Source organism: Dyadobacter sp. LHD-138 (assembly GCF_030929615.1).
Classification (GTDB): Bacteria; Bacteroidota; Bacteroidia; order Cytophagales; family Spirosomataceae; genus Dyadobacter.
Genome location: NZ_JAVFVU010000040.1, coordinates 51650 through 71343, shown reverse-complemented (window position 1 = coordinate 71343; position 19694 = coordinate 51650). Strand labels below are relative to the sequence as shown.

At 44.3% G+C, this 19694-nt stretch carries 13 protein-coding genes; 5 read left to right on the top strand and 8 right to left on the bottom strand.

Features of this window, described 5'->3' with window-relative positions:
• Positions 1–121: 121 nt before the first annotated feature.
• The 3 genes from RB622_RS24920 to RB622_RS24910 form a co-directional block, all read right to left on the bottom strand.
• Positions 122–1315: an endonuclease/exonuclease/phosphatase family protein gene (locus RB622_RS24920; RefSeq protein WP_308049463.1), complete on the bottom strand. Its 1194-nt coding sequence runs from the start codon at positions 1313–1315 to the stop codon at positions 122–124.
• Between the two features lie 141 nt (positions 1316–1456).
• Complete coding sequence (dnaJ, locus tag RB622_RS24915) at positions 1457–2626, bottom strand: molecular chaperone DnaJ (protein WP_308049462.1); 1170 nt, start codon at positions 2624–2626, stop codon at positions 1457–1459.
• Positions 2627–2728: 102 nt separating this feature from the next.
• Positions 2729–3346 carry a nucleotide exchange factor GrpE gene (locus tag RB622_RS24910; RefSeq protein WP_308049461.1) on the bottom strand — a complete coding sequence of 206 codons (618 nt, stop codon included), beginning with the start codon at positions 3344–3346 and terminating at the stop codon, positions 2729–2731.
• 111 nt (positions 3347–3457) lie between these two features.
• Between RB622_RS24910 and queG the strand changes: the two genes are divergently transcribed.
• The 5 genes from queG to RB622_RS24885 all read left to right on the top strand — a co-directional run bounded on the left by queG (position 3458) and on the right by RB622_RS24885 (position 9596).
• Positions 3458–4405, top strand: a complete 948-nt coding sequence (gene queG / locus RB622_RS24905) for a tRNA epoxyqueuosine(34) reductase QueG (protein ID WP_308049460.1) — start codon at positions 3458–3460, stop codon at positions 4403–4405.
• Between the two features lie 75 nt (positions 4406–4480).
• The gene (locus RB622_RS24900; RefSeq protein WP_308049458.1) at positions 4481–4894 is read left to right on the top strand and encodes a DUF1761 domain-containing protein; all 414 of its coding nucleotides are present in this window, start codon (positions 4481–4483) and stop codon (positions 4892–4894) included.
• Between the two features lie 113 nt (positions 4895–5007).
• Positions 5008–5862 (top strand): universal stress protein, encoded by an 855-nt coding sequence (locus RB622_RS24895; protein WP_308049457.1) that lies wholly within the window; start codon positions 5008–5010, stop codon positions 5860–5862.
• 52 nt (positions 5863–5914) lie between these two features.
• Positions 5915–6994: a magnesium/cobalt transporter CorA gene (corA, locus tag RB622_RS24890; protein ID WP_308049456.1), complete on the top strand. Its 1080-nt coding sequence runs from the start codon at positions 5915–5917 to the stop codon at positions 6992–6994.
• Positions 6995–7115: 121 nt separating this feature from the next.
• A complete protein-coding gene (locus RB622_RS24885) occupies positions 7116–9596 on the top strand; it encodes a bifunctional UDP-N-acetylmuramoyl-tripeptide:D-alanyl-D-alanine ligase/alanine racemase (RefSeq protein WP_308049464.1) in 2481 nt (826 codons plus the stop codon).
• Between the two features lie 50 nt (positions 9597–9646).
• On the opposite strand, the gene ppk1 is transcribed toward RB622_RS24885, so the two are convergent.
• The 5 genes from ppk1 to RB622_RS24860 form a co-directional block, all read right to left on the bottom strand.
• Positions 9647–11950 carry a polyphosphate kinase 1 gene (gene ppk1 / locus RB622_RS24880; RefSeq protein ID WP_409021907.1) on the bottom strand — a complete coding sequence of 768 codons (2304 nt, stop codon included), beginning with the start codon at positions 11948–11950 and terminating at the stop codon, positions 9647–9649.
• 171 nt (positions 11951–12121) lie between these two features.
• A complete protein-coding gene (gyrB, locus tag RB622_RS24875; RefSeq protein WP_308049454.1) occupies positions 12122–14077 on the bottom strand; it encodes a DNA topoisomerase (ATP-hydrolyzing) subunit B in 1956 nt (651 codons plus the stop codon).
• Between the two features lie 327 nt (positions 14078–14404).
• Entirely contained in the window at positions 14405–17575 is a 3171-nt protein-coding gene (locus tag RB622_RS24870; RefSeq protein WP_308049453.1) for a PVC-type heme-binding CxxCH protein, read from the bottom strand.
• A gap of 77 nt (positions 17576–17652) precedes the next feature.
• A complete protein-coding gene (locus RB622_RS24865) occupies positions 17653–18528 on the bottom strand; it encodes a ThuA domain-containing protein (RefSeq protein WP_308049452.1) in 876 nt (291 codons plus the stop codon).
• Positions 18529–18722: 194 nt separating this feature from the next.
• A complete protein-coding gene (locus RB622_RS24860; RefSeq protein ID WP_308049451.1) occupies positions 18723–19463 on the bottom strand; it encodes an outer membrane beta-barrel protein in 741 nt (246 codons plus the stop codon).
• Positions 19464–19694 lie beyond the last annotated feature (231 nt).

Sequence of the window (19694 nt, the reverse complement as noted above, 5' to 3'; positions counted from 1 at the left end):
ATTACATAATTCAATCTGATAACGCTCTGAGCTTTTGATAGAAGCTTAAAAAAGATAAAACATCACGAAAGCCTATACAAAACAAAGAGGGCGCCTCAATTCGAATTTGAGACGCCCTCTTTTATTCCACTTTAACCTTCACCCAAACCAGTCTGTGGTCGGAGCTGGATTCTCTTTTCTCGACCAACTCCGACAAAGGCTCGCCTTTCGCCGGCCAGAAAACACCATTATCTAAAATCTTGAATCCAAGTTTCGAAGGCAGGACGTAATCTGCACGCATGCGCCAGAACGCTGTATGGTTTTTAGCAAATGGATTATTAGGACTATGCTCAGCCCCTCCCTTGCTCGCAGGTGCATTTTCGCTATTCACTTTCGGACTGGCCAGCAAAGACTTTATCCCTTCCGCCACAGCATTTCCTTCAACCGGAGAAGCATTCTGATCACCCATAATAACAAACGTAGCATTTTTGCTCAGTCCGCCCTTCTTTCCTTTGTCGTCATAAATGTATTCATTTCCTGAGTCGCTGATATAATCTGTCCAGAATCTGATCTCGTCATGATTTCGTTTCCCATTGCGGTCCTCCGCGCCGTCAAACGCGGGTGGTGTCGGGTGACTTGCCAGAATATGGATTGTTTTGCCCCCTACCAGCACCGGAACATCCCAATGTGATTTTGAAGACAAAGGGAAATTAGCCCAGGCATCCGCACTGTACCAGTCAGTTCCATCGGCTTTAACTGTTTTCAGCGCGCCAGGCATATCCTTCCACCTGAAATGCTGAAAGGTTCGTACTTTGGCGACATCAATCGGATATTTTGATAACAACATCATACCATATTGTCCCGGATACATACCAAATCCCCAGGCATCCGCACCGGTTTTGCTCGCTACGCCGTTATTATCCAGATCATAAGGACTTGGCTGCCCGGTGTTCACAGTTCCATAGTAATGATAGGGATATGTAATACCTTTCGCTCCGTTTTCACCCTTTTCAAGATATCCTTTGACAAATTGTAATACGCCTTCCTTCGGATCTTTGATGTAGTCAAATTCGTTTAAAAGGATCACGTCCGGTCTGACCGTCTGGATAATTTTGGCGATATTTTTGATTTGCGCATGATTCCCCGAAGCAAGTTCTTTAATCAACACGCGCTCTGAAATACCCGTCGTACCCTTTTTCACATAATTCTCAGCCTCCATGCTTACGTTATACGTAGCGAAGGTCAATTCCGTTGATTTTTTTTGCGCCTGCGTTTCCATCCCTGAACAAAGTATTGCGAGACCTATCGCGGCCACCTTTATCGTATCAAATTTCATATGTCGTTTTATTAATCTGTCGGCAAAGTTAAGACAGGCGAATGACTATCATCGTGATTTGAGGTTACATTTAGGTTAAAAAACAAAACGAGCCGGCTCATCACTGAACCAGCTCGTTTCTATATCTTATTTTTCAACAGATCAATGAAAAAAATCTTTCATTTTATCGAAAAATCCTTTTTCATTTTTACCCGGTCTGGGCTGAAAATTTGGAGAATTCCGAAGAGATTCCAACGTTTCGCGCTCATCAGACGATAACTGCTGTGGTGTCCACACGCTGATATGTACCAGCTGGTCTCCCTTGCCGTAACCGTTAAGGTCCTTGATACCTTTGCCTTTCAGACGAAGAATTTTCCCAGCCTGCGTACCCGGTTCAATCGTAATCCTTGCTTTTCCGTCAATCGTTGGTATTTCAGTAGAAGTTCCCAAAGCCGCATCGATAAAGCTCATGTGCATATCAAACACCACATTGTTGCCATCACGCTTAAGATTCGGATCTTCTTCTTCTTCAATGACAATCAGCAAATCGCCCGCAACGCCACCTCTTGAAGGAACATTTCCCTTGCCTGACATCGAAAGCTGCATGCCTTCTGCCACACCGCCCGGAATGTTCAACGTGATCAGATCATCCTGTAACAAACGGCCTTCACCGGCACAGGAGTCACAACGTTCGCTGATAATTTTACCGTCACCATTACAAGTCGGACAGGTCGTGGTGGATACCATTTGTCCCAACATCGTGCTCACAACTTTACGCACCTGACCCGTTCCGTTACAACCCGTACAAGTTGTTAGCGCCGTACCATGTTTCGCGCCATTGCCACCACAGGTATTACAGCTAACGTGACGTTTTACTTTTATTTTTTTCTCAACACCGTTGGCAACTTCTTCAAGATTAAGTTTCAGCTTAATACGTAAATCGGAACCACGACGAACTCTGCGACCATTTCCTCCGCCTGCACGGCCAAAAATATCACCGAAAGGACTGCTGTCGCCTCCGAAAATATCGCCGAACTGCGAGAAAATATCATCCATAGAAAATCCTCCGCCAAAACCGCCAGCTCCGGCGCCACCGCCTCCGTTGCCAACACCGGCGTGACCAAACTGGTCATAACGCTGACGTTTGTTTTCATCACTCAGGATGCTGTAAGCCTCAGCAGCTTCTTTGAACTTATCCTCCGCCGTCGGATCGTCAGGGTTTTTATCAGGGTGAAACTTAATCGCAAGCTTGCGGTAAGCCTTCTTGATCTCGTCCGCAGCAGCGCCACGATCCACCCCAAGAATTTCGTAATAATCTCTTTTCTTTGCCATTTTTTGATTTACAATGAGTAATGTATGCAGTCTTTACCGCAGTAAAAATTAATAATGGATGTCCGTTACAGCATACACTACCATTATTTATTGATCATTTGATTACGCGCCAACAATTACTTTGGCGTAACGAATCACTTTATCATTCAGATAATATCCTTTTTCGATTTCGTCGATAACCTTTCCTTTCAGATCTTCCGTCGGAGCCGGGAACTGGGCTATGGATTCGTGGATTTCCGCATCAAACACTTCACCCTTCGCCTCCATCGCTTTCAAACCTTTTGCTTCCAGGGTTTTGTATAATTTGGAGTAAATCAGCTCCACACCTTCTTTCAATGCTTCAATTTCCGTTGTAGATTCAAATGAAACTTTGGCACGTTCAAAATCATCAACGATTGGCAAAACAGATTTGATTACATCAGCACTGGCGCCGGAAATCATTTCCAGTTTTTCTTTGGCCGTGCGTCTGCGGAAATTTTCAAAGTCAGCATACAGACGAAGATATTTATCTTTCAATTCCGCAACTTCTGATTTATGTGCTTCTGCCGGATCAGTTTCTTCAATTTCACCGATTATTTCACCAGTATTGTCCATTGGGAGGCCATTTTCCGCAACTTTTTGTTCTTCATTTACCACATTGTCAGTATTTACTGCTTTGGCATCCTCATTTACTTGGTTTTCCATGTCCTTATCTTTGTTGTCTTCTGTATTTTTCGGCATAGTTTTCCTTCACATGCATGAATTTTCATCTACCAGGATTTACTAAATTACTTTGCCAGCGCAAAAAAACTGACAAGATGACATTCCCAAAGCATTTCGTAACTTTGCAGTATGACTACCGAGGATCTCATACGCAAGGAACGAAGCCAGTTTATTAAATCGAAAGCAGCCGAAATTGGTTTCGATTTTTGCGGGATTTCCAAAGCCGAGTTTCTCGAAGCCGAAGCACCCAGACTGGAAAACTGGCTGGACCGTAACTATAACGGCGCGATGGGCTACATGGCCAATCACTTTGATAAAAGGCTGGATCCCCGAAAACTCGTTGACGGAGCCGAATGCGTTATCTCTGTTTTGCTCAATTATTATCCTTCCGAAAGGCTTCCAGAAGGCCCGGAAGATCTGAAACTTTCCAAATACGCTTATGGGAAAGATTACCATTTTGTCCTGAAAGAAAAACTTCAGTTATTGCTGGAAGCCATTCAGGAGGAAATCGGTGCGGTAAGCGGACGGATTTTTGTAGATTCCGCCCCGGTTATGGATAAAGCCTGGGCTGCTAAGAGCGGGCTGGGCTGGGTAGGCCGTCATTCCAATTTATTAAACCGCGACATGGGCAGTTTTTTCTTTATCGGTGAAATCATCTGTGACCTGAAACTTGCCTATGATGGCCCTGTCAAGGATTACTGCGGAACCTGCACCCGTTGTATTGATGCCTGCCCCACCGACGCAATCACAGAACCTTATGTGGTTGATGGCAGCAAATGCATCAGTTATTATACGATTGAACTAAAAGACGCCATTCCGGAAGATGCCAAAGGAAAATTTAATAACTGGATTTTTGGTTGTGATATCTGCCAGGATGTTTGCCCATGGAACCGTTTTTCCCAGCCTTCAAAAACGCCGGAGTTCTCTCTCTCTCAGGAGTTAGGCGCATTCAAAAAAAGTGACTGGGAAGAAATCACTGAAGAAGTTTTTCGTGAACTATTCAGGCGCTCGCCACTCAAGCGGACGAAGTATGAAGGTTTAAAAAGAAATATTGACTTTCTTAAACCGTTACAATAGGAAGACAACTGATTCTCCGGGTATTTATATCTGACTATGGGAATCCCTTTTGATGACTGAACAAAACACTCTGACATGAGAAAACAATCCGTCAATCTTTGGGCTGTATTGGTTTGCGTGGTGATTGGACAAATCATACCTGCTTTGTGGTACAACTTCTTTTCCGAACAATGGATTGCCCTGAATGGATTCAACAAACAGCAGCTGGAAGCGGCGACAAGTCCTGTCCCCTATCTCGCCAGTATTGTATCCACTTCCTTTATGGCTTACAGCGTGGCCTGGGTTTTTACTAAAATTCCGATCAAATCCGGTTTTACAGGCTTTCTGGTTGGCTTACTTTTCGGTATCGTTTTCATTCTTTTCGAAACCATCGTAAAAGATATGTTTTCCATGCGTCCGCTCGAACTTTCATTGATCAATGGAGGGGTAAGTATCGTCGTATACAGCATTACCGGATTTATTCTGGGCTTCTGGCGCAAATACGAATAAAACATGACTAAAATCATAGCCGTTTGGCACTATTCTTTACAATTTCATCACACGTTGTAAGAACTATTGAAGTAATATTGGACTATTCAAAACGCCAACAAACTGAGACGATTATGAACAGGATATTAATCCCCATCGATTTTTCTGAAAATGCTGAGCGCGCCCTGGCCGCAGCAAAAATCATTGCAGACAAAAAAACTACCGAACTTATCATCCTGCACGCTTATCAGCCTTACATCCCGGATGTAAGTGTGATGCCGGGCAGTGTCTTGCCGGGCATCGGCTCTCCCGATTATTCCTCACTGGCTGGTGACCTGGAAACCAGCTTCCGCACCCAGCTCGATGATTATGTAGCCACCATCGCTGCCGAAGGTTATAAAACCGTAGCCGTTTGGACCGTCGGCGGCGTTCAGTCTGCTGTGGAAGACGCTATTGAAGATTACAAACCAGATCTGATCGTAACAGGACGCACAGGAACCGGCGGATTTTTTGATAAACTGATTGGCAGCAGTGCCACCCATATTGCTTTGCACTCACCCTGTCCGGTTATGATTATCCCGCCGCAGGCCGAACCGAAAAAATTCAGTGAAGTCGTTTACGCAACACAGCTCGAATATTCAGAAAATGATATTCTTCGTGAGGTCTTCGCATTGATGAACCGGCTGGGAAGCAGATTAACCCTGTTAAAAGTAGATGCGCCTCATCAGCCCAACATCCAACCCGACAACCAGTTTCTCAGTGAAATCAAACAGGAATTCAAAATCAGTGACGATATTGTCGTTTACAGGAAGGCAAAACATGTCCTGGACGGGATTGAAAGTTATTGCGACGAGATACACGCAGATCTGCTGATCATGTCCACACGCGAGCGCTCGTTTATCGAAGAGTTTCTGATCAACCCGAGTCTGACCAAAAAACTTGTCGTGGATACGCATGTTCCGTTACTAATTTACCATCTTAGCGAATAATTTGGTACAAAATTTATTATCCAACCAGGTAATATCGTCTGACTTTAATCGCATGTCGAAAAGGAAACATCGTCCGAAGCGTGAAAACTTATTAACCTCTCCGGGTACACTGACGTACATCGGGCCGGAGATTCAGTTAAAAACAAAAGTTCGCAAGCTTCAGTATAATGAAAAGTTTTACACAAACGAAGCGGTTACGAGTCTTGCGGAGTGTTCCATCAACACATCGCTCGAACCACATATTACCTGGCTGGATGTAGACGGCATTCATGAAACCTCGTTGGTCGGAAAAATCGGCCAGCTTTATCATTTGCACCCGCTTATTCTCGAAGATATTGTCAACACGGAACACAAACCGAAACTGGAAACGTATGACTCGGGCTATATCTTTTTGACACTAAAAATGCTGCATGTAGATGCAGACGAACCCCTGGAAATTTCGGCTGAACATGTCAGCTTCGTGGCCGGACGTGATTATCTCATCTCTTTTCAGGAAGAACGCTCTGATGACATTTTCACACCCGTTATTGACAGATTAAAGGCATCCGTTGGTAAAACCCGCCGGAATGGAACGGATTACCTGGTTTTTGCCCTGATGGATATTATTGTTGATAATTATTTTCTGGTCCTGGAAAAATTCGGAGAAAAACTGGACACCATCGAGGAAAGTATTATCAGCGGATCTAACAAGCACTCGCTCAAAGATTTATATGGATTAAAACGTGAACTTACTTTTGTCCGCCGGGCGATCTGGCCTTTGCGGGACATGATCAATCAGCTCATTCGCGAAGATAGTTCACTGATTAGCAAGGATGTTATTCCTTACTACCGTGATTTGTATGATCACACCATGCAGGCTGTCGATACGATCGATTCTTACAGGGAATTGCTGGCCAGTTTGGCGGATGTACATTTGTCAACCATCAGCAACCGTATGAATGCGGTCATGAAAACTCTGACGATTTTTTCAGCCATTTTTATGCCCCTGACCTTTATTGTCGGCGTATATGGTATGAACTTCGACAACATGCCCGAATTAAAAAGTCAAAATGGCTATTTTTATACCTGGGGAGTGATGCTTATCGTAACCATCGGGATGATATTGTACTTCAAACTGAAGAAGTGGATGTAGCCTTTTTTAGTCCGTATGGTTTTCTTTATACCCATCCGTTTTCGCGGACTTCTGATCATTCAGAATATGTAAAAATAGCGCACAAAAACACCATTCTTTAATACCTTTGCGCTTTGCAAATATTACTGGAATGATTCTGACCGAAAATAGTACCGTATCCATAGAAACCAAAGCGACCTACCTGCTCACCGATAGCCGCCAACTCTCATTTCCCGAACAGAGTATCTTTTTTGCCATCAAAGGGGAACGCCATGACGGACACCAATTCCTCAAAGAACTCTATAACAAAGGTGTAAGAGAATTTGTAATCGAAGAAACGTCGCTGAACGATGCACTGCGCGCCGAGATCGAAACCTGGCAAAATGCAACGGTCTGGACGGTTTTTTCCAGCATCCGGACATTGCAAAAAATTGTCGCAGCACATCGCAGCCAGTTTTCCATACCGGTTTTGGGCATTGTTGGCAGTAACGGAAAAACGATCATCAAGGAATGGCTTGCACAATTGACAGCACCGGGCGAAAGGGTTATTGCCAGTCCAAAAAGCTATAACTCGCAAATTGGTGTACCACTTTCGGTCTGGAATTTGAAAAAGGAACATACACTGGCTATTTTTGAGGCCGGCATTTCCCGCGCGCACGAAATGGAATATCTCCAGACGGTCATCCGTCCGACCGTTGGTATTTTTACCAACATCGGTTCGGCACACGATGATGGTTTCAGGAGTCGTAAACAAAAAATCACTGAGAAACTTCGTCTTTTTACCAAAGTCAAAACACTGATTTATTGTAAAGACTATACGGACGTTGACGAAGAAATAAAATTGATCCTTCGCCCGGTTAATCCTTTCCTGAAAACCATAAGCTGGGGAAGCAGATCCGACGCCGCCGTAAATGTTTCCTACGCTTCGCGGAAGGATAAAACACAGATAAAACTTTCTGGCTTATTCGGGGATATGAGTTTTGAAACCCCGTTCCGGGACGAAGCTTCGCTCGAAAACCTTACACATTGTATCTTGTTCCTACTTGATTTCGGACTGGCGGCGCCGGTAATTCAGGAGCGAATCCTGATGCTCCGCCCCGTTTCCATGCGTCTCGAATTAAAGGAAGGGATCAATAACTGTTACGTTATTGACGATACTTACAACAATGACCTTCAGGGCCTGACCATGGCTTTGAACTTTCTGACACAACAGGAACAACGAAGTCACAAGACGGTTATCCTATCCGACGTTTTGCAAACAGGACAAGTACCAGCAGAGCTTTACGGTGTTATCGCCCAGCTCTTACGGGAAAAGAAAATCGACCGGCTGGTTGGTATCGGCCCGGAAATGAGCAGGCAAATATCTCAGTTCGATATTCCGGAGAAGGATTTTTATGAGGACACCAACGCTTACCTGAAACATTTCCCCTTTAATTCCCTGAACAATAGCCTCATCCTTGTCAAAGGTGCCCGGCCGTTTTCATTCGAAAAAATCGTGCACCGCCTTCAGCAGAAGGTCCACGGCACGGTACTGGAAATTAACCTGGATGCGTTGACCAATAATCTTAATTTTTACAGGACAAAAATCGGTTCTGATACGAAAATCATGGTCATGGTGAAGGCTTTCGCCTATGGCAGCGGCAGTTCGGAAGTGGCAGGTTTGCTCCAATACCATCGGGTGGACTATTTGGGGGTAGCCTATGCGGACGAAGGCGTTTCGCTGCGCCAAAGCGGGATTACCTTGCCTATTATGGTGATGAATTCTACCGCACCAACTTTTGATACACTCCTGCAATATCAACTGGAACCGGAGATTTACAGCCGCCAAATGCTGGCAGACTGGATTAAATTTATCAATCGTAAAAATAATTCAGCCGATATTCCGTCGGTTCATTTGAAGCTGGATACCGGCATGCACAGGCTGGGATTTGTCCAAGACGATTATGAATGGCTCACACAGCAGCTTATCGATAACCCATCCATCCACGTTTCGACAATTTTCAGTCATCTGGTTGGGGCGGATGAAGGCGTTCATAACAGTTTTTCTCAGCTTCAGTATGAGCGTTTTATAAAAGGGTCAACCTTAATTCAGGATGTATTGGGTTATAAAATCACCAAACATATACTGAATTCTGCCGGCATCGTCCGTTTCCCTGAATTCAAACTGGACATGGTACGACTGGGCATCGGTTTGTATGGTGTTGAAGCTACCGGTCAGCAGCAAAAGTTTTTGCAGCCGGTCGGAACGCTAAAAACGGTTATTTCTCAAATCAAATACCTGGCCGCGGGCGAAACGGTAGGTTACAGCAGACGTGGTCACGTCGTGCACGATTCCGCTATTGCAACCATCGCTATTGGTTACGCCGATGGTTTTGACAGAGGATTTGGAAACGGTGTGGGGCACGTTTGGGTCAACGGTACCTTATGCCCCACCATCGGCAATGTCTGTATGGATATGACGATGATTGATGTAACCAATGCAGTGGCAGAAGAAGGCGACGAAGTGATTATTTTCGGAAAGGAGGTCATGATCACTGAGCTTGCGGCACGCATCGGAACCATTCCTTATGAATTACTGACCGGAATCGGGGAGAGAGTTAAAAGAGTTTTCTTTAAGGAATAAAAGTAAAAAGCCGTTTGAGACAATCTCAAACGGCTTTTTACTTTTATTCCTTATTCAGCTACCTGCTGCTCAGGCTCCGCTGACTGTTGTTTGGCTATATCTTCTTCTATAGTGTCGGCCGGTTTTTGATCCGGCACAAAAAGTTTCACCTTCAGAACCTCTTCCAGCGTCACATCAAAAAACGCTTTGTGGATATTCAGCGGCTCTTCACCCGGCTCCTGGCATTTGACATAACTTCCATCCTCCTGCATTTCGTAGGCATTGACATTGTCCATCAAACTGAAATAGAGAATGTGAATCGCTTCCTGCTTCACACGAATATCAACAAGTTTGAACAGCGATTCAATACGGCGGTCAAAACTGCGCACCATCGCATCAGCACTGCCTCCGTACACCAAAGGTTCCCCATTCTGATGGAAATAGAATATCCGTGAATGCTCCAAAAAGTCCCCTACCAACGAACGTACCGAGATATTTTCACTCAGCCCTTTTCTTCTTGGACGCAGACAGCACATACCACGCACGATCAGTCGCACGGGTACACCCGCTTGCGAAGCCGCATAAAGTTCCAGGATTGTCTCCCTGTCTTCCAGCGAATTTATTTTGATACAAATTCCGCAAGGCAATCCCGCTTTCGCATTTTCTGCCTCTTTACGAATAAGCTCAATGAGCTTATTGCGCATGTAACGCGGGGCCGTGATCAGGTTCTGATATTCTGTCGGACTTGAATGCCCGGTAATTACGTTAAAGAATTCGGAGATATCCTGGGTATATTCTTCATTGGTGGTCAAAAGCCCGGTGTCAGTGTATAACCTGGACGTATCCTCATTATAATTACCACTTGACAAATGCGCATAACGAAGCACTTTGTTGCCTTCATTACGGACAATCAGCAAAAGCTTCGTATGCGTTTTTAACTGACCGATACCATAAATCACAAAGCAACCTGCTTTTTGAAGGCGCTGTGCTTCACGAATATTATTCTCTTCGTCAAACCGTGCTTTTACTTCAAATAAAACCGCCACGTGTTTCCCATTTTCCGCGGCACGTAACAACGCATCGGTCACGCGGGAGTTTTTGGCTAAACGGTAAATCGTCAGCTTGATGGAAAGTACCTTGGGATCATCCGCGGCTTGTTCCAGCAATTGAAGGACAGGCTCAAAATTATTGTAGGGATGATGCAAAAGAATATCTCTTTCCTTCATCGCCTCAAAAACGTCCGGAATCCGCTCCCTTTCCAATCCCAACGGCGCCACCGGAGCACGTACAGGCGGAATCTGATCTTTAAATTCAGGATGCTTTACAATCGCCCAAAGTGAGGTATAGTCAATAATCCCGTCAACTGGAAAAACGTTGTAATCATCAATTTCCCAACGTTTTTTAATCAGATTCAGCAGATCGGGATTCGTGTCCCGTTCAATGGTAACACTTACCACACGCCCCAAACGGCGGTTTTTTATTTTTTGTTTGATTTCATCAATGAAATCAGACTCCATGTCATCACTTTCTTCCAAAGAGAAATCACCGTTTCTGATGATACGGAAAAGGTTCGTAGAAACGATGTCAACATTGCGGTAAAGCTTGTAAATATGCGCCCTTACAATTTTTTCTATTGGCAGGAAAAGAATCTCATCTTCACGCTCAATCACATAAAAACGCGGGAGGTTAGGCGGCAACTGAACAAAAGACAGTTTACGGTCTTCTTCGGAAGTCGTGCCTTTCACCTGTGTGATTACGCCCAATATCAACACTTTCGCCAGCAATACGGGGAAAGCATGGGTATAATCAAATAACATCGGGGTGAGCATTGGATAAACCGTCCGTTCAAAATATTCCTCAATAGCGGCAGTTTCATCCCCAGCAACATCTTCCATTCCCACCACACGAAAACCGTGCTGGGCAAAAAGCGGTTGCAGTTGATTGGTATAACACTCATTTTGAAGACGAACGAATTCGTGTAATTCCCTCATGAGCATTTTTCTGAACGGAATTTCTCTCAATCCAGAATAATCTACCCGTTCTTTTCCGTAGTCCAGGTAATTATACAAACTACCCAGTCTGATTGTAAAAAATTCATCCAGATTGGAAGAAGTAATCGCCAGAAATTTCAGTCTGTCAAAAAGGTTTCTTTCCTCATTTGTTGCCTGATCCAACACCCGGTCATTAAATTTCAGCCAGCTAAGGTCACGACTTATAAAGTCGCTTTGCTGGACCAAAGTATTCACCTTTTCCGTGGGACTTACCAATTTTGTGTCGTCCATAGAGGTTTCTTTTGGGTTTTTAAAAAAGGAAAACAAGCTAGAAAGTCTTCCTCTCCTTTCAAGATTTGATATTGGATCGGTATGGTCAGGCATAATGAAAATAAAAAATTAAGCAATCCGCGCATTAGTGTGTCACAAAATGCAACGAATCTGATTATATATTGTTTCCAGCAAGATGAAGTTTTTGTTATCTTTTAATAAAAAAACGGATGCCTGCACATAGTCAGCCATCCGTTTCTACTTACTCACTACGGGAGCTGACTTTTACACGTCTACACGAGCGTATTTTGCATTCTTCTCAATAAAATCGCGCCGCGGCCCAACTTCATCACCCATTAACATCGAAAATAAGTGATCCGCCTCAGCAGCTGATTCAATGGATACCTGTTTCAAACTTCTTCCGTCCGGGTTCATAGTTGTGCTCCACAATTGTTCGGCATTCATTTCTCCCAAACCTTTATAACGCTGGATATTGACCAGATCTTCACGTCCATTACCAATCGCTCTCACAGCTTCTTCACGCTGCTGTTCAGTCCAGCAATATCTTTCTTCCTTTCCTTTTTTAACAAGGTACAAAGGCGGCTGCGCGATGTAGATATAACCATTGTCAATCAAAATCTTCATATAACGGAAGAAGAAAGTCAGGATCAGGGTACGGATGTGACTACCGTCAATATCCGCATCGGTCATGATCACGATTTTGTGGTAACGAAGTTTGTCAATATTCAACGCTCTTTCATCACCGTCTTTTCCGATCTGCACACCCATTGCGGTGAACATATTCTTGATCTCCTCATTTTCGTAAATACGATATTCCTGTGCCTTTTCAACATTAAGAATTTTACCTCGTAACGGCAATATCGCCTGGAATGCACGGTTACGGCCTTGCTTGGCCGTTCCACCCGCCGAGTCCCCTTCGACAAGGTACAACTCACAAACCTCAGGATCGGTCTCAGAACAGTCAGACAGTTTACCCGGCAGCCCAGTGCCTGACATAACGTTCTTGCGTTGCACCATTTCACGTGCTTTTTTAGCGGCGATACGGGCCTTAGCTGCAAGAATCACTTTGTCGATAATCACCCTCGCTTCCTTAGGGTGCTCGTCAAGATAGGTATCGAGCATTTCCGCCACCACCTGACTTACCACACTCACAACCTCTGAGTTCCCCAGTTTCGTTTTGGTCTGTCCTTCAAACTGCGGCTCAGCAACTTTTACGGAAATAACCGCCGTAAGACCTTCCCGGAAGTCATCTCCACTGATTTCTATTTTTTCTTTCGCCAGTACACCCGACTTATCTGCGTAGTTTTTCAGCGTCCTGGTCAATGCAGACCTGAAACCCTGCACGTGTGTACCACCTTCAATGGTATTAATGTTGTTTACGTATGAAAAAACATTTTCGCTGTAAGATGTATTATACATCATCGCGATTTCAACCGGAACCGAACCTTTGGTATTTTCCATATAGATCGGTTCAGGAATTAGCGCCTGGCGAGTCCCTTCAAGATAAAGCACAAACTCGTTCAAACCAATCTGTGAGTGGAACTCTTCACCGCGCGGAACGCCGTTTTCATCCAGTTCACGTTTGTCTTGCAGCGTGATGCGGATACCCTTGTTCAAAAAGGACAGTTCGCGTAAACGGGTCGCAACCGTTTCGTATTTATATTCCGTTACGGTGAATATCGATGCATCCGGTTTAAAATGGATAAACGTTCCCGTTTTTTCCGAATCGCCGATCACACGAACAGGGTATAAAGGCTTCCCTTCGCTATATTCCTGCTCGAAAATCTTACCCTCTCTATGGATTTCTACACGTAAGTGGATTGAAAGCGCGTTAACGCAGGAAACCCCTACACCATGCAAACCACCTGAAACTTTATAAGTGTCTTTGTCAAACTTACCACCAGCGTGCAGTACGGTTAAAACGACCTCAAGTGCTGATTTTTTCTCTTTCGCCATAAGCCCGGTAGGAATCCCCCGGCCATTATCCTGCACAGTAATGGAATTATCTTCTTCTATCGTAACGTTGATGGTGTCACAATAGCCAGCCATTGCTTCATCAATGGAGTTATCAACGACTTCCCAAATCAAATGGTGAACTCCCTTAAAACCAGTGTCACCAATGTACATAGCCGGACGTTTACGTACGGCTTCTAACCCTTCAAGAACCTGGATGTTATCGGCTGAATAATTATTTACTTCAATCGCTGTTTCGTTTGCCATATAGTTTGTTTTACTCTACGATAAAAAGAGCCCATTTACGGGCTTTTTAAACACACAAAGATACGATTTCTTCCGTCGTTTTCCTAGCAATACCCGATATACATTTCTGTACTTTACCCCTTTTCTAATTATTTGAAAAATATTACAATCGGAGCATGTGATGCGGTGCAGGCAGCTTAGTTTTAAGCTACAAAATAAGTTTACAATCCTTAAAATTTACTGTTCAAACTTATCTAAAACGCCGATTTATTTTATTTAAACCACACAAAAAAACACGGGTGACTGAAATATTCAGCCACCCGTGTTTTTTGTATAAAACCTATATTGTTACTTTTCCATCGGATGTTCCTTGATCAGTTGCTCAGGAGAATAAAAATCTGTTTTACTCTCCGTCGCTGCTCTCACTTTTCGAACCCTTTCCGGCGAAATCGCACTCGCCTGATTACCAAAGGAATTCCGTACGTAGGTTAACACGGCAGCCACTTCCTCATCCTTAAGCAAGCCTCCGAAAGGAGTCATCGGAACCTGTCCCGGATATTTTTTACCACTCACCTCAATCGGTCCAAGCAGACCTTTCAAAGCAAGTTTTATCAACCGGTCTTCATTTCCCAGCACCCAGTTATTGGCAGTCAGCGGCGGGAAGCCGGAAGCCGTCAAACCTTTACCGTCGGCCTGATGGCAGGTGCTGCAATAACCTTCCTTGGCGTAAATTTCTTTACCCATATTGAAAAGCTGAAGCTCTTTGCCTTTCAATGCTGATTTTGCAACTGTTACTTTTTCTTTCTTAACAGGCACTCCGTTCAGATGCGCAACGGCCGTTTCATAGGCATGAATTGACCAGTCATCCAGCGGCTTTTTCTTCGCTTCTGCCAGAATAGGTAAACCCTTTTCCTTGCCAATCCACGACGCAGCGACGATCGCTGCCAGACGAACACGGCTATTTTCATCCATAGCAGCCTGCATAAGCAAGGCAGCCTGATCGGGCACCTGATGTCCCGTGTAACGAACTACGGTTACCGCAGCAGCGCGTGCATGATAATCTTTCGCTTTCAAAACCTGCTTCAAAAGCTTCTGATCCACTTTATCCATCCCCCAGCTTACCCACAAACCTTCCAGCAAATGATGTTCATATCTTGGATCCTTTTTGTCCAGCTTAGCTACCCAGACATTCAGCTTAGACAAAACCTGGTTTACGTCCCTGCCTCTCAATTCACGGCGGGTTCTGTAACGCGTACGATATTCGGGCAGTTTAAGATTCTCCAAAAGCTCTTCAATGCTTGCACCGTCCACTTTGGCTGGTTTTACCAAAGGTCGTGACGGATATGTGATCCGGTACACTCTACCGTGCGAGTGATCTCTCAAAGGATCGCGTGCATTGTGCTGCATGTGGCCAATCAGAATATTGTGCCAGTCGATCAGATAAAGCGAACCATCCGGCGCAAACTCCATGTCCACAGGACGGAAATTCCGGTCTTCACTGACAACCAGATCCGCGCGGTGTTTGCTGACGTAACCCGTTCCGTCGTCTTTCAGCGTATGTTCTTTCATACCCAAAAATCCGATCGTATTGTTGATCAGGAAATCTCCCTGAATGTCATCGGGAAAATGGCGGCTCGACACAAATTCAAGACCCGACGTCGGACGGACGCGGTGCGCATCCTCTACCAGCTGTACCGACTTATGGGTAGCCTCACCATATCTTGGCAAAACCGATCCCGGCATCATCCAACGCACATCAGGACTTGAAGTTTCTGCAAAAAATGGCTGTCCCCAATCATCAAAAGCAATTCCCCACGGATTTGGAATAGACAGCTGCGCAGTACGCTCCAACTTACGAAGCTGTGGTGCATAACGGTAAAAACCACCATTGGTTGCCCTTACGGGACCGTATGAAGTCTCGACGTTGGTATGTAAAAACACACCTTCTCCCGAATAAATCGCTCCGGACGGATCCACTGTAAACGCATGACTGTTGTGGTGCGTATCGTGGTCGTCAAACCCGCTTAAAAGAATTTCCTGTTTATCTGCTTTGCCGTCGCCGTTGGTATCCATCAGGAGTTTAAAATTCGTACCCTGTGATACATAAACGCCTTCTTTGGCTATTTCAAAACCCAACGGAAGGTGTAAACCATCAGCGAAAACAGTTTGTTTGTCAGCTTTCCCATCGTTGTTGGTATCCTCAAAAATGATGATCTTATCATTTGGTTTTGAATCACCCGGCTTGTAATGCGGATAACTCGGCATGGTTGCAACCCACAGACGACCTTTGTTATCAAACGACATTTGCATTGGTTTCGCCAAATCCGGGAACTGCTCTTCCGAGGCAAAAAGCTCAATTTTATACCCTGCTGGCACTTTGAGTTTTTTCAGCGCATCTTCCCCATACAAATACTCAAGACTTCCATTCTTTTCAGGATTAAAATTGGTTTTCACCGGAGGCAGCTGTTTCGTATTTTTATCGGCAGCAGCCAGATCCATCTTTTCTCCTTTTGACGCGGCCATCCAGACTGCCTGGTCACGAATTGCTGTCAATTCACGAATTTTTTCGATTTCCGCAGGATAATTATCCGGGCCGAAAGGATTATAGCGACGACCATACACGTGTACTCCGTTGGGAATTTTATAGTCATTATGCCACATCCAGTTTTTTTCATTCACTGCTGCAAGAACCAGTTTCCGGTTTGCTTCTGCCTTTGGTTTGTTTTTCCCAAAAACATTATCAGAAAGCAGCAAAGCCAGTTTTTTATAGCCTTCTTCATTTAACTGAGAGCCGTCTATCGTCAAATCTTCCTTGCTTTCAGCATACCATTTTTGCGAAGGCGTAAAAGCATCAACAAATAAAACTTTGTTCTGCTCAGCAATTTCTTTCATTCCTTTTGCATAAAGCGCAAGGTTCTCGTTTTCCTTTTTTCCATTGGGAAGATCAAATTTCCCAGACAAATCTTCGAAAGCGATTGGTGAAACAATGGCCAGTTGTGGTGGTGTTACGCCATTATAATTCTGACTCAAAGTATGTTTGATAAAGGCATCAAGCTCTGCCTTGTAGTTAGCCAGCCCTTCTTTCCCCTGAAATGATTCGTTATATCCGAAAAAGGCAACGATCACATCCGTTTTAAGGCGTGTCAGCCATTCATCGGGCGTTTCAAAATGCCCTTCACTGGCCGAATTTTTAGCATATTCCGTCTGAAATTTCTCAGCACCGGGAAATGCCCATGGCAGGTTTCTACTGGCGTGCGGTCTGAAACCAGGGGTATCCCCGCCATCACACATATTTCGTATAAACAGCAAACTATCCGGATAACGAACCTGCATTTCGGTTTCGAAATGGCCATAATTCATCATCCTTGATCCAAGATTATTTCCCAGTAAAATAATCCTCGATCCTTTACTTACTTTCAGCGATTCGGATACACTGAACTGGAAAGCACTGAAAGCAACGGCCATTAATCCAAATGCGAGCAGCAATCCGGTGATACTTCTTTTTGTGGGTTTAGTCATTTTAATCTCAGGTAATTTTATCCACGGTGTAGGAACTAACTATTAATCAACAGCGAATAATCCAATAGGTTATCGAATTATTTCGCTTCTCTGTAAGGAACCTTGATATCAATTTTTCCTTTCCATTTTTTCGGCACTTTTTGTCCCAACTCCCAGTGGATGGCATTAATAACCAGGCGCTGAAAGGGTTCCAGCTGGAAATCATCCGGATGTCCCATCGTTGTCATGAAAACTTTCCCGCCAAAAGAATTCGTTCCTGTCCAGGCAACAGGATTTTCTATATCTTTTTTGTCAGGATCAACTGATTTTCCCATCATTAACCATGTTGAACCTCTTGTTGGATAATCAGGCAAAACACGGTACAACCATGAACGAACATGGAATTTGGGCGAAACACCGGTCAGGATAGGATTTTTGGCCTGCTCAGCAATCATGGAAACATCCGTGCTGCTTTTATGTCCGTAATGCGTATGTGCTGCTTTGCCGCCCCAGCCCGGAGGTGCATTCAGCGCAAACTCACCGAATGCATTCCATTTTTCGTTTTCGTCACCTTTTGGATAATTGAAAGCGTGGGTGGTCGTGCGGAATCCCATAACAGGTTTTCCAGTTTTCAAATACGCATCAATGTGAGCAAGTTGTTCTTTCGGAAGCTGGCGCCACCGCAAATAAAACACAGCCAGATCTGCATCTTTAAGTGCTTCCAGTCCGGGAATATTTTTTTCAGCATTATAATCGGGATAAGCCTTCAAAACGATGGTGCGCATGCCATAGTTTTTTTCAAGTTCGGCGGCGATCAGGGGCAAAGTTTCCTCCCCGCCATATTCATGGTCGCCGGTTACGAAAACAACCAGCGGCTTTTTAGCCTTGCCTGCCTGCGCAGAAACAATGGTGTTGGAAGTCAATAGGCAGCAGAAAACTGCGCACAGAAATAGGAATAGATTAGGTTTTAACATCGTACACCGATTTGTATCCAGGTTTTATACTGGAAATCTTATGAAAGAAAAGATTAAAGTCTTAGCTCGATAAGGCTAAAAAGGGGCCAATCTACCGTTTGGGAATCCGTTTTTAACCAACCTGACCAAGGTTTCACAAATAAGACTATTTAATCCTATTTTTCCCTTACTTTTTCATAAAACAAAACGATGTATTAAAAGAATCGGAGACCAAGCGTCAGTTCAGCCCTTGACAGATCCTCAAATTTTTCTTTAGACAATTTGATGGTTTCCGTGACACCACCGCTTTCTTTCCGGAATTTATAGGATGTTCCCAAATAACAGGCACCCGTTAAATTCAGGGCTAAATGTTTACTTAGTCTCTGTTCCAGGCCCAGGCTTACCGCCCAGCCCATTGCATCTCCGCGCAGCTTAAAGTCTTCTCCATTGGCCTTCCCTTTATTCGCATAAGACTGATAACCCATTGCGAAGCCAGCCAGAACGGAGGTTGTGTGATTTTGAAAAGGATATTGGTAGATAACGGAAGGGCCTGCAAACTGGATTTTTATGTCGTCGGCGGTCTTTTTGCCGTAGGTCCCACGGACGGCGTATAAATTATATTTCAAGCCTAAACCAATGCGTGGCCAGAAATGACGATGCAGATCAGCGCCAATTGATAGGCCCGATTTCATCTTTTTCATGTGTTTCGAATAGTGCGTATTCTGCCTTGTTCCCGCGTTGGGAAGACGATAGCCGTAACCGCCATTTAAGCCAAAACTCCACTTTATTGCATTCCACTGCGTAATTCCTTCTGTAACTGAGTCCGTTTTTTGTACAACTGATCCTGCCTTGTCAGCAACGGCTGCTGTGTTTGAAACAGCCAGGACGCCCTGCGCGCTGGCACGATAAACATGAACACAAAACAAAATGACGACAACAGTTAAATATTTATTCATTGAGCTAAAAAACAATTGTATCCTGAATCCATCTACGGTCGAAAATAAACGGTCTTCTATCGTAAGTGGGTTCAAAGATACAACTTATACGTTATGCCGATAAAATTTAAGTAGCTGTTGGCAATTAGCTGTATGCGATTAGCTCAGTAACCGAATGATTAATAGCTTATTATAAAAATCCATAATACAAACTAATTTTCCACTACTACTTAGTACTGAATGAATTAGACA